The sequence below is a fragment of the Edaphobacter modestus genome (assembly GCF_004217555.1).
GTDB classification, from domain to species: domain Bacteria; phylum Acidobacteriota; class Terriglobia; order Terriglobales; family Acidobacteriaceae; genus Edaphobacter; species Edaphobacter modestus.
Genome location: NZ_SHKW01000001.1, coordinates 1,088,169 through 1,100,522 on the forward strand (window position 1 = coordinate 1,088,169; position 12,354 = coordinate 1,100,522).

Consider the following 12,354-nt stretch of genomic DNA (forward strand, 5'->3'; position numbering starts at 1 on the left):
AATCTTGCCTATGTTGAGGAATACTTTTGCCTCCTCTTCGCGTCTAAACACGGAAGGAACTCGGCAGCGACGCAGCATCTCCCAAGCCTCCGGGGACTATACTTAACTCTTCGCCAGTTCCGCCCCTGGTGGGCGATAGGAAGCACACGAAAGAGGATCGATTTCTTGATGGATACACCGACAAGCAAATTCACGAGCTGGCTCGAGCGTATGCGCAGCCATCGTCTTACTACGACCTTCGCCCTCTTGGCCACACTGTCGGCCGGCATCCTCGTCGGCTCGGTGATCACCCACGGCGTCAGCGGCAAAGAGCAGGCCCCCAACACCTCGGACGTGAAGCCGCTGGTTATCCCCTCTGCGACCACCCTCTCCAATGGCTTCTCACAGATCGCCAAACAAGTGGGTCCTGCCGTCGTCAACATCAATACCGAGTCGCTTCCGAAGCAGTCTCAAACCCGCCGCGGCCGTCGTGGCACGCAGCGCGGTCCTGTTCCGGGAACTCCGGGAACCCCTGGAGATGATGACGATCAGCAGCCGGGCGACATGCAGGACTTCTTCAACCGCTTCTTCGGAAACCCGGGCGGTGGAGATGACGATGGTGATGGTCCGGCAGGTGGAGAGCGCCGCGCTCTCGGCTCGGGATTCATCGTCGATCCCAGCGGCTACATCATCACCAACAACCACGTGGTCGATAAAGCCGACAAGATTTTTGTCCGTCTCTCCACCGATCCGAATAATGGCCCGGACACAGAAGGACGGCCTGCCAAGGTAATCGGCGTCGATAAGGACACCGACATCGCCGTCATCAAGATCGAACCCGACAAGCCTCTGCCCACCATCAAACTTGGCAACTCCGACGGCGCCCAGGTTGGTGATTGGGTTCTCGCCGTTGGCAGCCCTTTCGGTCTCTCGCAGACTGTTTCGGCGGGCATTGTTTCAGCCAAGAACCGTGCTATTGACGAGGCTCCTGGACCGACTGGAGTTTCGCAGACGCAATTTCAGCGCTTCATCCAGACCGACGCGGCCATTAACCCCGGCAACTCCGGCGGCCCACTGGTCGACATGTCTGGACAAGTCGTTGGCATGAATACGGCGATCTACACTCAGTCGATGGGATCGCAGGGCGTCGGCTTCGCGATGCCGTCCAACATCATCGCCAATGTCTACAACATGCTGATTGGACCGGAACATAAGGTCGTCCGCGGCTCAATCGGCATCAGCTTCCAGTCCGCCATGAGCTCGGCGGTTGGACGCATGTACGGATTCAAGAACGGAATCATCGTCTCCACCGTTACGCCCAATGGCGGTGCCGCGAAGGCCGGCATCCAGCCCGGTGATGTCATCGTCTCGATCGAGGGACGTCCCATCAAGGATGGTGACGACCTGGTGAACGATATCTCCTCCCGCAAGGTTGGGAGCACCGTCAAGATCGGGTATCTCCGCAACGGAAAGCAGAGCACAGCGGACATCACGATTGGAGATCGCGCCAAGACCTATGCCGATCTCGCAGGGGACAATAACGACGACGACAATACTCCGCAGGAATCCGACGCCGGACAGAGCAAGCTCGGCATCACGGTTTCAACCATTCCGCCTTCGGTAGGCCAGAAGACCGGAATCAGCCACGGTGTTATCGTCACAACCGTCCGGCCTGGCTCGTTCGCCGACGAAATCGGTTTGGCCAAGGGAGCTATCATCACCGAGATCAACAAGAAACCGGTGACCGACGAAGCCTCGTACCGAGCTGTCGTCAATGCCTTGAAGTCGAAGGACGACGTGGTCTTCGTCATCCACTCCCCCTTCCGGAAGGACGGCGGAAGCACCTACGTCGGAGGAACCCTCCCGTAAGGAAACGGATAAAGCGCCTTGCGGGAGGTAGCTCCAGAAGCCGCCTCCCGCAAGAGAACCATAAGTTGACCCTACCTGCTTCCTGTACCGGGAAGCAGGTATATCTTTGGACAACCTTTTTCTTGCATCCTCCACTCCACCGGGATACCCTTAGATAAGAGTTCGGCAGAAACGAACGGCACTCTGCCCCACACTGTAGCGCGAGGTTTCTATTTCATGCGGCCAGGCCGACTCCTAAGCTCTGTTTTGCTTCTAGCAACTGCACTTACCCCCTGCGTGGCCAAGACCAAACGTCGCGCAACAACCAAGCCGGCAGCAAAACATCTCGGCCAGCGCTCGATCGACGACAGCCGCGCCACCCAGATTCAACAGGCCCTCGTGCATTCCGGCTACATGACCGAACCGAGTGGTCACTGGGATTCGGCTACAGAGAGCGCCATGCAGAAGTTTCAGGCCGACAATGGCTGGCAGACGAAGCTGATGCCCGACTCCCGCGCCATCATCAAGCTCGGCCTGGGGCCATCGCAAGCTGCTTCCCTTCCGGCGGCTGCAACAGTCTCCGCATCGCAGACGGTCGCTGAGAGCTCTGCCGATGCCAATCCTTCTCAACGGTAGAGTTTCCCGGTTATCGTTGGACCCCACCTCTCACTAAAAAGCAATCCCCTAAAATGAACTGCCCTCGCGAATGCGAGGGCAGCTTTCTATGCGGTCCGGCTCTACTGTTCGATGGTGAAAACGTAATCAAGCATGTCTTCACCATGGAGAGGCAGAGTGCCATGGTGGCCTTTTGTTCCTGTCTCCAGCCAGAAACGCAGCCAATAGCGATGGTGAACGCGGACCAGCTTCGAGGCAACCGGCTGCTTCTGTTCGAGCAGTGCGGTGATCTTTGCAGCCATGGCATCGGTCTCTCCGCAGGCCTCCTCCCTCAGTTCCACGCCGTTGTTTCCGAGCAGGGCGATACGACTCGCCAGATATTCTTCCGTCTTCATCAGGCCGCTTTCAACCTTCAGTCCAGTCATCTGCTCCAGCGCGAACGCAACCGTGGCGTCCAGCCGGTCTTCAAATCCCAGATAGAGGATTCGGGATCCGGCAACCCTGAGCGGTAAGGCGCCCCACTGTTCGACGAAGATCTTCGGGGCAACCAGTGCCATCTCACGTGGGGAGAAGCCATTGGCGTTCAACACAGGGCAGCTCCACTGCAGGCTGAGGCCGCGCGTAATCTTGTCTGCCTCTATACCGCACTCGGCCACCAGCACTTCACCGATGCGGCCGCCCTGTTGGCGCTGAACGTCGAGCGCATATTGCAGCTGTGGATGCGTGATCCATCCCTGCGCCAGCAGAAGTAAGCCGAGAGGCATCCGATGGTTGTGCTGCATCGACGCATTCGTCATTTGGCTTGCAGATTCGCGCCGTACCGCCGTTCTTACGATCTCTAGGACACATCGTCCGTTGCAGCCCCATTGATCCTCAAAGATCGGCCGCTTGCGGCTGCGCCACGGGGCCGTCCATGTTGTCGCACACTGTTGGCTTGCACAGGTTCGCGGCGGGATGGGGGCTAACCTGGGAACGCCGCTCGAAGTGCGATAGCTATCTTCATCCCAGGAGATTGGACTGCCAGGCTGTATGGAAGTCCCCATGGGATCCGCTTCCGTTCGCTTTAGAAAAAGCATCGTATGCTCTCCAGCCGCAGTTGCGGCGCCGCTACTTCCGTTACACGCAGAGCGAAGTTGCCGTTCATCACAACGACCTCTCCGCGTGCAACGATCCTGTCCCCTACTACCAGATCGACCGGTTCCGTCACATGGCGGTCGAGCTCGACTACAGTTCCCGGACCGAGTTCCAGTACTTCATGCAGTGCCATCTCTCGCGCACCGAACCGGAGTGTTGCATCCAGATCGATATCGCACAACAAGTCCATCTTCGACTCGCGTCCCGTATTCGCTGCCTCAATTCCTGCCTGTTCCATCTCGCTCTCCTGTTTAGTTCACACGTGCCTGCGCTACGGAGTGGAGCGACCCATTTGCCATCGCTCCCTGAATCAAACCTTCCAGCCTCGCTCCGCGATGTTCTCCGCTTCTCACAGGGCTTGCCTTGGCCATCGTCAGTCCGCCGACGACCAAGTCGGAGGTCTCGTGTCGCGCCACCGGTAGCCGAAGGACCATTCCGGGTTCAAGCGCAACGATGTCTTTGGCACGCAGACGAGCCGCAGGAAGCTGCAGCAGCACCTCCACCTTCGACTCAGCCAGCAGCTCTCGCATCCGGGCCGCCGACTCCTTCGATCTGCGCCGTGGCCGGTCGCCCTCCGCAATCAAACGACGCAGGATCGCATTCAACACGACCGCCGGCAGACAGAGGTTGACGACTCCCTGCACCTCGGGCATTCGTATCTCGAAGCTCACGCATAACGTCTTCTCGCCCAGGGTCATCGTTCGGGCTGCCTGCGCTTCAGTCTCGCGTTTTTCAAACGCGAACTCGAGACCCACCGCCTGCCAGGCCAGGGTCAGCTCCTGCACGATCATCTCGATGACCGCCCGCATGATGGCTTCTTCAATGTCGGTGGGCTCGCGCCGTGGCGCTGCGCGGCCGACACCGCCAAGCAGGACGTCCACTACCGGCGCTACCAGCGCCAGGTCCAGTTCGAGCAGTCCAACCGCTCCCAAGGGCTCCAGACGCAGGGAGCAGATGTAGGCCATCGCGGAGAGCCTCTCCAGAAATTCGCTGAAGGGAAGCTGCTCGCCCGCGACCAGCTTCACGCGAAACGGCATCCGAAGCCAGGCTCCCATGGAGTGCATCAGGTTCCTCGCAAACAGGTCGTTCACCGTAGTGATGGCTCGCAGCTGGTCGTTGCTGATCTGTCCGGCGCGGCTGAAGACATACTTCTCCGGCCCCTTGTCTACTTCAACCTTGGTCGACTTCGCCGATGCGTTTGCCGCTGCGGCAAACAGCGCGTCGATATCATCCTGTCCGAGATTCTTTTCCATCGTTCCTCTCCTTCATCCACCGCAGCCGAGGTTCCGGTCAGCGCTCCGTTGCGCGCCGTCTACGTTCTGTCTTTGAACTCTTCTCTGTACTGGCGGTCCGCAATCCGGCAAGCGAGCTTCGCAACCGCAGCACGGCCGAGGAGTGAATCTGAGATACGCGTGATTCCACGACTCCCAGCGTGAGACCGATCTCTTTCATCGTCAGCTCTTCGTAGTAGTAGAGCGTCAGCACCATGCGCTCCTTCTCCGGCAGTTCGTCGATCGCATCCGTCAGTCGCTGCTTCATCTCGCCCTTCAGGCAGCGAAATAACGGGTCTTCTTCGGGCGATCCTGGGATGTAGGCCAGTTCTTCGTCCCCCGAGTCCTCGGACCGCTCCATATGGAGGCTTCCGATCTCCAGCCCCTTCAGGTCTCCCAGCAGCTGCTGGTACTCGGCGAGGGTCAGCTTCATCTCCGAGGCGATCTCCTGCTCCGATGGAGCACGTCGCAACCGCTGCGTCACGGCGCGGATGGCCTCTTCAACAGCCCTGCCCTTGCGCCTCAGCTCACGCGGACTCCAGTCCAGTGTTCGCAGCGAATCGAGAATAGCGCCGCGTATCCGAAACTGTGCGTAGCTTTTAAACTGCACCTTCTTGGTGAGATCGAACTTTGAGAATGCATCGATCAAACCCACGACGCCCGCCGAAACCAGATCATCCAGATCGACATGCTGCGGCAGCCGCTCATGGATGCGGCGAGCGATATATCGAACCGTGGGGAGATGCTCCATCAACAGTAGATCCCGCTCGTTCGCGGACGCTGTTCCTACCGATTGATCTGAGCCCGCTGCGGGTTCTGTAAACAACTTACCTGCAGACATCTCGCCGGCCTCCTCATTTCCCTCTGCAAACCACTGCGGTCTGCCTGCACATGCTTCCGCCGCAACGTCGAGCGGTATGGTTCGTCCTGCGTTCATCCTTGCCTCCGTCCTTCAAACACCGACTCCAGTTGTTGCTGTTCCTGCCTGCTCTTAGCCGACCGTGCCTATGCTTCTGACCCTCACCTCTGGTGGAATCTCCACCGGCGAGAGGACGGTTACCTTGGGAAGAAAGGGCTCCAGCCAACGCCGCACGTGATAACGCGCCGGACTCGGACATAAGAGCACGGGGAGGGCCGATCCTGGCACGGTTCCGGTTAACCGCTTCACAGAATCCACAAGCCGCCGCAGGAAATCCGCAGGGAGTCCGGCGCTGCGGGAGCCGTCGCCGAGCAGCAGCCCTGCGCTCTGCGGGTCGAAGGTGTTGATAAGCTCGCTCTCGACTGCCTGTTCCAGCATTAGGACCTTGAGCCCGCCATCACTCTCGAGTAGTGGATGCACCAGCCCGCGACCAAGCGACTGGCGTGCGGCTTCAACCAGATGAACCAGGTTTTTCGACTGCTGTGCCGACTCCACAAGGGATTCGAGGATCGCTCCCAGGTCGCGGATCGACACCTGCTCGCGCAACAGCTGTTGCAGAACGCGCTGCACCTCGCCGAGAGACAAGAGCTTCGGAACCAGCTCCTCCACCAGCTTCGGATGGCTCTCATTCATGCTGTCCAGAAGACGCTTCACCTCCTGTCGTCCCAACAGCTCATGCGCATGGCGCCGAATCAGCTCTCCCATATGGGTTCCGATCACGGTCGTCTGGTCGACCACAGAGTAGCCTGACGCGAGCGCCTGTTCTTCCAGTCCCTGCTGGATCCACCGCGCATTCACACCGAAGGCAGGCTCCCTGGTCTCGACACCGGGAAGCGGCCGCGCCTTCGGATCCGCGTTCACAGCCAGCAGGCAGTTCTGCTCCGTCTGCCAGCGAGCGATCTCTACACCTCGCAGGCTCACAACATACTCGCGCGGCTTCAGGCGCAGATTGTCCGTGATGTGGACAGAGGGAACGATGAAGCCCAACTCCGTTGCCAGGTGCCGGCGGAGCGCGCGCACGCGGTTCAGCATCTGCCCGCCCTGTTTTTCGTCCACGAGGGAGATCAGCTGAAAGCCGATCTCCAGTGTCAGTTCGTCGATCTTCAACAGCGAAGCGAGGTTCTCTCCCGTTGCGGCCGCGGCGGCCTTTGCCTTGCCCGCAGGCATGGAATCCGCCTCGGCTCCCGCGGTCTGCGGCTGCGCCGCCGGCAGCTTCCGGGCGATCAGAGCTACACCCGCCGCCATTAACACGAACGCCAGCTTCGGCAAGCCGGGAATCAGGGCCAAAGCAATCAGGACGCCGCACGCGATCCACAACGTGTTCCGCCCCTTGAGCAACTGTGCTCCCAGCTCCTGGTCGAGAGCCCCCGAAGAAGAGGCTCGCGTCAACACCATGCCTCCGGCTACCGAGACCAGGAGACTCGGGATCATCGTCACCAGGCCATCGCCCACAGTGAGGATGGTGTACGTCTTCACCGCCGTCGCCAGGTCCGCGCCCTGCTGAATCACACCGATCAGCAGACCAGCGACAATATTGATCACCGTTATCAGGATCGTCGCCATCGAATCGCGTTGATTGAATCGCGCGGCGCCATCCATTGCGCCGTAGAACTCGGCTTCGCGCGCGATCGCCTGCCGCCGCTTGCGGGCCTGTTGCTCGTCGATGAGCCCGGCGTTCATATCCGCGTCGATCGCCATCTGCTTGCCCGGTAGAGCATCGAGCGTGAAGCGTGCCGTTACCTCGGCGGTCCTCACCGCGCCATGGCTTATCACGAGAAACTGGATCGCAATCAACGCGAGAAACAGGACGAAGCCGACGACGTAGTTGCCCCCGACGACAAACTGCCCGAACGCCTCGATCACCGAGCCCGCGGCCGCCGTGCCTTCATGGCCGTGCAGCAGAATTCTCCTGCTCGAGGCAAGATTCAGCGACAGCCGGAACAACGTCAGCAACAAAAGCAGCGTAGGAAATACCGAGAAGTCCACCGCCCGCCGCACCTGCACTGCCGTAAGAAACACGATCACCGATGCGGTAATCGAAGCGGCCAGCAGCAGATCCAGCACGAAGCTCGGAATGGGAATCAGCATCACAAAGACCACGCTGATCGCCGCCACCGGCAAAATAAACGCCTGCATCTTCGCGGGCGTCCAGCCACCCGCCGTCTTTACTGCGCTCACATCCCACCTCCCACTCCACGCATTCCCATGACCATCGCTGTCGGGTAGTTATTCCTTGTTTGTGCCGGAGGCGACTGGCGCTGCCTGCGCATCCGCTCTTCCACCTTCTGCCGGTACAGGTAAGCCAGAATTCCCGCCACGGCCGAGTACAGCTCGAATGGAATCGAATGACCCGGCTCGACCATCCTGTACAGACTCCTTGCCAGTGGAGGGTTTTCAATGATCGGAACTCCGGCCCACTTCGCCTCTTCGCGGATCTCCGCCGCGAACAGATCGCGCCCCTTGGCAAGCACCACCGGAGCCTGCATCGTCTCGAAGCTGAACTCGAGCGCAACCGCATAATGCGTCGGATTTGTAATCACGACGCTGGCGCGGGACATATCGGCCTTTACCTTGCGCCTGCGCATCGCGTGCTGGATCTGGCGGATCTTTCCCTTGATCTCCGGATTCCCCATCGAATCTCTCAGTTCTTCGCGGATCTCCTGCTTGCTCATCTTCAGCCGCTCGTTCCAGCTTCGCCATTCGATCGCGTAATCCAACGCCGACCACGCCAGCATCAGCCATGCAGCATCGAGGGCCAGCCCATACGCACTCGAAAAGGTCGTCGGCAGCCGAACCATGCTCATCGCCGGCATCGAGAGCATCGTCGCCTTCAGCGTGCTCCACCCCAGGGCCACCATGACCGTTGCAGGGACCAGCGATTTCACAAGCCGCATCGCCTGCCGCAGACTGAAGAGATTCTTGAGGTTCGACGCAGGATTCAGGCGCGAAAACTTCGGCTCAACTGCGCTCGCATAAATCTGCACCCCACCCGCTTGCGCCACACCTGCCATCAGCGCACAACCGAAGCTCGCGGTTAGCACCAGACCCACCGGCAGCAGAGCAGGCTGAATCATGTGACGCACCGCCTCGATCCATCCTCGTTCGCCACTCACCTCGCCAACTCCGGCCGACCGCAGGCTTTCGAGATACACCTTGCCCCAGCTTCCTTGGAATCCATGTGCCGTTGCACCCAGCATCAGCACGCCGCCCAGCATGGCCATCGCGGAGAGCAGCTCACGGCTGCGAACACCGTCGCCCTTCTCTCTGGCTTTTTTCTTCCGTTGCGGTGTCGCCTTCTCGGTTGCCTGTCCGCTCATGCCTTCGCGATCAACCTTCCCGCCGCATCCAGAAGCGCCGTAAAGTGGCCTTCAATCCAACCCGGCCACAACGCCAGGCTCCCCACCAACACGCCGAAGGAGACCAGCGTCTTCACAGGAATTCCAAGCACCATCGCCGGAAGCTGCGGAGCCATCCGGCTCACCAGGGCAATCGTGATCTCGACAACCAATGCCGCTGCGATCACCGGCGCAGCAAGCTGCAAGCCTGCAAGAAAGATCCCTCCCGCCATCCCCGCCACGGCCACGCCTGTCTTCGCCTGAATCATCGCGTGCCCCACTGGAACCGATCGAAAGCTGCTCACCATCGCGGCCAGCAAAGTTCGATCCAGTCCGGCTCCGATCAGAACCAGCAGGCCGAGCCAGTTCAACATCTGCCCCAGCACCGGGGTCTCGATCTTCGAGTTCGGGTCCAGCAGGTTCACAAGCGAAAAGCTGAACTGCATTCCCAGCAGAGTTCCGGCAAACATCAGGGCTTCATTGAGCATCATCAGAGCAAGTCCGAAGACAAGCCCGACGCCCAGCTCACCCAGCACCGCCATCATGTCCAGTGAGGACCTCGCATCCGGCACAGCACCAACAGCAGGCGCCAGCAACAGGGTCACTGCGAAGACAAAGCCCGCCTTGATGCGGGGAGCAATGGCAACGGAGGAAAAGAGCGGGGCGAACACCATCAGCCCACTCATCCGAATCATCACCAGCAGCGCGACCGTAAGGAACCGTGGCCAATCTACCGGAATCGTCTTTGTCAGTTCGTCCATCTCTATCCCAGATATCGGTGAAAGTCGTGAAACAGACGGATCGAGTACTCCACCATCCGGTGAATCATCCACGGCAGTGCAAGCATGGAGACGACGAATACCACCACCAGTCGCGGCACCGCAGTCAGCGTCTGCTCCTGCACACCGGTAAGCGTCTGCGCCAGGCTCACCAGCAGACTCACAAGGCAGGCGCTGATCAGCAGCGGCGCACTCAGCAACATCGCCTCCACAAGCAGCCTGCGCATCATTTCGACGGTCTGATCCGGTCCCATCCTGTTCCTCTCCACTTCAAAAACTCTTGATCAACTGGTCTGCCAGCAGGTTCCATCCATCGACCATCACGAACAGAAGAATCTTCAGCGGTGTCGAGATCACCACCGGCGGAAGCTGCATCATTCCGATCGACGTGGTTATGCTCGCCACCACCAGGTCCACCAGCAGGAACGGAAGAAAGAGCACCGCACCGATCTGAAACCCGGCCTTCAGCTCACTCAAAATATAAGCAGGTACAACCACCTGCACGGGAAGATCGTCCTTGGTCTGGGGTCGCGCGGTCATTCCCGCCGACGCGAAGACCGCGAGATCCTTCTCGCGCGCATAGCGCAGCATGTATTGCTTGACCGGCTGGATGCCGCGGCTCAGCGCATCCTCGCCCGAGATCGTTCCCGCACGATAGGGATTCACTGCCTGCTGCTCCACCTGCAGCAGAACCGGAGTCATCAGGAACCACGTCATCATCAGCGCAAGCCCCATCAGCACCTGGTTCGAAGGCGCAGTCTGCGTTCCCAGCGCCTGTCGCAGGAAGTGAAAGACCACCAGCAGACGCACCAGCGGCGTGATCGAAAGCAGCAGCGCCGGAATCAATGTGAGCAGCGTGAGTCCGAGCACAATCGACCACGGTACGCTGTGATTGATCTTCATCGCATCTTCGATGGACTCCTTCGCATGGATCGCAGGAGCAGTCTCCTTTGCGGTCGAGGCCTCATGCGAAGCGGTCTTACGGGGATCCGTCTTGCCCGTTGCCTTCCTGTTGCCTTCATGCGCTGTGCGCAGTGCCACTGGTTGACGCTTTACCCAGAACGAGTCCGTCCGGTTTCGCGCGACCTGTGTTCCGGTCTGCCCGAACAGCAATGGCCCACACCATCCCAGCAAAGCCGCCAGGCATACCACTGCACGTCTTACCCGCATAGTCCATCCCGCTGTGTAGCTTCCGCACTCCCAGCTTCCAGCTTCACCATGGTCTCAATGCGGTCGAAACTTCCTCCCACGAGGAACCGTTCGCCGGCGCAGCGAACCAGCATCAACTCGCGCCGCCCTCCGAGCGAAAACGTCTCCAGCAGTTCTATCTCTCGCGGACGCACTGCCTTCGCAGATCGCCGATTGGCCCACATCCGCAGCAGCACACCTGCAAGACCATGCTGGATGGCGCTCTCCACCGGCTCGCTCTTCCATGACAAACTTCGCATTCCTATTCCCATCGCTCTCTATCCCTGCTACGCCAGCCGCGTCAGCCGAACCATCAGGTGCTGATCCACCACTTCGAATTCGCTCCATGCCACCTGCATCCGGCCGGCCTTCAGCGGAATGTCCTCCGTATGGGGACAAGCGCTCTCCACAATCTGTCCCGGCTCCAGCCGCAACAGATCACCAATCTTGAATCCGCTCAGCGGGATTCCCGCGGTCATCGCAACCGTCATCTGCGAAAGCAGCGGCCACGAGGCGTGCTCTTCGATTCGCGCGATCCACGGTTGCGCGAAAAGGGCAACTGGCGCGGCCGCCTGTTGCGGCGGCGCGACCGGTGCAGCGGATTCAACTCTCGCCAGCTCTATCTCTGCCATCGATCTCTCTCCTGCGCTCTCTATTACCGTTGAACCAGGAACTCGGTGAAGAACAGATCCACAACCTTGATTTCGGGATGGCGGTCCACCAAGGCGTCCTTGAGCTCCTTCTTCAGGTGCTCCTTCCCGCCCGAGGCCAGCAGCTGCTCCGATGTCTCCCGCCCCAAAACCGTCAGCGCCGTATCACGCACCGCGGCATCGGCCTCGCGACCGGCAGGTTTAGCTCCCTCGCCCTTCGATTCCTTTTCAGCTTTCTCGTCGGGATCTGCCACCTCCAGGGTGAGTCCGATCTTCAGAAAACTAGTTCCGGAAGCATCGGCCAGGTTCACCAACAGGGGCTCGAGCGTCGTCATATGGGTTTTGGCCGGCAGCGCCGCCGGTGCCGCTGGTGCAGCTGTGGTCCGGATCGGAAGCTTCCCTGAACGAAGCATGTAGTAAAGGAAACCGCCGACCGCGACGGTTGAGACGACCACTCCAAGTACAACGGCGGCCAGCAGTGGCATCATCGGAAGCTTTACCGGATCCGATGTAATCTTTGCCTGGATAACGGGAGGTGTAGTAGCCATGATGCATCTTCTTCATGCAATCTGCAGGCCATCGATCGCTCTATCTCGATTAGGGAAACTTCACGATTCCGGAAAGGTCGTGAAATCA

The 12,354-nt window shown here is 59.8% G+C and carries 14 protein-coding genes; 2 read left to right on the top strand and 12 right to left on the bottom strand.

The genetic code is table 11. From position 1 onward, the window contains the following. The first annotated feature begins 168 nt into the window (after positions 1-168). Together BDD14_RS04525 and BDD14_RS04530 are read left to right on the top strand one after the other, a co-directional pair. Positions 169-1,848 carry a trypsin-like peptidase domain-containing protein gene (locus tag BDD14_RS04525; protein WP_130417755.1) on the top strand — a complete coding sequence of 560 codons (1,680 nt, stop codon included), beginning with the start codon at positions 169-171 and terminating at the stop codon, positions 1,846-1,848. Between the two features lie 246 nt (positions 1,849-2,094). Then, positions 2,095-2,463, top strand: coding sequence for a peptidoglycan-binding protein (locus BDD14_RS04530; protein ID WP_242617736.1), 369 nt, complete (start codon positions 2,095-2,097; stop codon positions 2,461-2,463). A 101-nt stretch (positions 2,464-2,564) separates the two neighbouring features. Here BDD14_RS04530 and BDD14_RS04535 read toward each other — a convergent pair whose 3' ends face one another. The 12 genes from BDD14_RS04535 to BDD14_RS04590 form a co-directional block, all read right to left on the bottom strand. After that, positions 2,565-3,239 (bottom strand): cyclic di-GMP-binding domain-containing protein, MshE-related, encoded by a 675-nt coding sequence (locus tag BDD14_RS04535; protein ID WP_130417757.1) that lies wholly within the window; start codon positions 3,237-3,239, stop codon positions 2,565-2,567. A gap of 266 nt (positions 3,240-3,505) precedes the next feature. Beyond that, a complete protein-coding gene (locus BDD14_RS04540; protein ID WP_130417758.1) occupies positions 3,506-3,814 on the bottom strand; it encodes a FliM/FliN family flagellar motor switch protein in 309 nt (102 codons plus the stop codon). A gap of 13 nt (positions 3,815-3,827) precedes the next feature. Next, positions 3,828-4,829 (bottom strand): flagellar motor switch protein FliM, encoded by a 1,002-nt coding sequence (locus tag BDD14_RS04545; protein ID WP_130417759.1) that lies wholly within the window; start codon positions 4,827-4,829, stop codon positions 3,828-3,830. 37 nt (positions 4,830-4,866) lie between these two features. Next, positions 4,867-5,784 (bottom strand): sigma-70 family RNA polymerase sigma factor, encoded by a 918-nt coding sequence (locus tag BDD14_RS04550; protein ID WP_130417760.1) that lies wholly within the window; start codon positions 5,782-5,784, stop codon positions 4,867-4,869. A 54-nt stretch (positions 5,785-5,838) separates the two neighbouring features. Beyond that, positions 5,839-7,902, bottom strand: a complete 2,064-nt coding sequence (gene flhA / locus BDD14_RS04555; RefSeq protein WP_130422714.1) for a flagellar biosynthesis protein FlhA — start codon at positions 7,900-7,902, stop codon at positions 5,839-5,841. 38 nt (positions 7,903-7,940) lie between these two features. Further along, entirely contained in the window at positions 7,941-9,083 is a 1,143-nt protein-coding gene (locus tag BDD14_RS04560) for an EscU/YscU/HrcU family type III secretion system export apparatus switch protein (RefSeq protein ID WP_130417761.1), read from the bottom strand. Beyond that, positions 9,080-9,862 (bottom strand): flagellar biosynthetic protein FliR, encoded by a 783-nt coding sequence (locus BDD14_RS04565; RefSeq protein ID WP_130417762.1) that lies wholly within the window; start codon positions 9,860-9,862, stop codon positions 9,080-9,082. The genes BDD14_RS04560 and BDD14_RS04565 overlap by 4 nt, the downstream gene beginning before the upstream one ends. A gap of 2 nt (positions 9,863-9,864) precedes the next feature. Then, positions 9,865-10,134 carry a flagellar biosynthetic protein FliQ gene (locus tag BDD14_RS04570; protein ID WP_130417763.1) on the bottom strand — a complete coding sequence of 90 codons (270 nt, stop codon included), beginning with the start codon at positions 10,132-10,134 and terminating at the stop codon, positions 9,865-9,867. A gap of 16 nt (positions 10,135-10,150) precedes the next feature. Then, entirely contained in the window at positions 10,151-11,050 is a 900-nt protein-coding gene (gene fliP, locus BDD14_RS04575) for a flagellar type III secretion system pore protein FliP (RefSeq protein WP_242617737.1), read from the bottom strand. Beyond that, a complete protein-coding gene (locus tag BDD14_RS04580; protein ID WP_165419925.1) occupies positions 11,041-11,319 on the bottom strand; it encodes a flagellar biosynthetic protein FliO in 279 nt (92 codons plus the stop codon). The genes fliP and BDD14_RS04580 overlap by 10 nt, the downstream gene beginning before the upstream one ends. Positions 11,320-11,355: 36 nt before the next feature. Then, entirely contained in the window at positions 11,356-11,700 is a 345-nt protein-coding gene (locus BDD14_RS04585) for a FliM/FliN family flagellar motor C-terminal domain-containing protein (protein ID WP_130417765.1), read from the bottom strand. Positions 11,701-11,723: 23 nt separating this feature from the next. Continuing rightward, positions 11,724-12,266, bottom strand: coding sequence for a flagellar basal body-associated FliL family protein (locus tag BDD14_RS04590; protein WP_130417766.1), 543 nt, complete (start codon positions 12,264-12,266; stop codon positions 11,724-11,726). Positions 12,267-12,354 lie beyond the last annotated feature (88 nt).